Source organism: Halomonas sp. ND22Bw (genome assembly GCF_003011945.1).
In the GTDB taxonomy this organism is placed as follows: Bacteria; Pseudomonadota; Gammaproteobacteria; order Pseudomonadales; family Halomonadaceae; genus Halomonas; species Halomonas halophila.
This window is the reverse complement of sequence record NZ_PXWD01001674.1, coordinates 1-240: the sequence shown is the minus strand read 5'-3', so window position 1 is coordinate 240 and position 240 is coordinate 1. Positions and strand designations below refer to the sequence as shown.

The following is a 240-nucleotide window of genomic DNA, read 5'->3' as shown; positions in this document are numbered from 1 at the left end:
GCCAGGCGGCTACCAGCACGGCCTCCCGTGGGGTGGCGGGGCTGCAGTCACTCTTGAGTTCGGCCAGCACCGCCAGTCGGTGGGGCGGCGGGGTCTGGTCATACTGCGTGTAGTACTCGGGCTTGCGGGTCACGAAATCCACCGGCATGGCTTTGGTATTCTCTGCCTCGCGATCTTCGAGTCCGGAACGCCGAGCGACCAGTCTCTCCAGCGATACGTCCAGCAGGTTGGTGTAGTGGC

At 65.0% G+C, this 240-nt stretch carries 1 protein-coding gene; it reads right to left on the bottom strand.

The genetic code is table 11. From position 1 onward, the window contains the following. Positions 1-240 (bottom strand): hypothetical protein (locus tag CVH10_RS26405; RefSeq protein WP_181244749.1); only part of this gene is annotated, 240 nt, incomplete at both ends.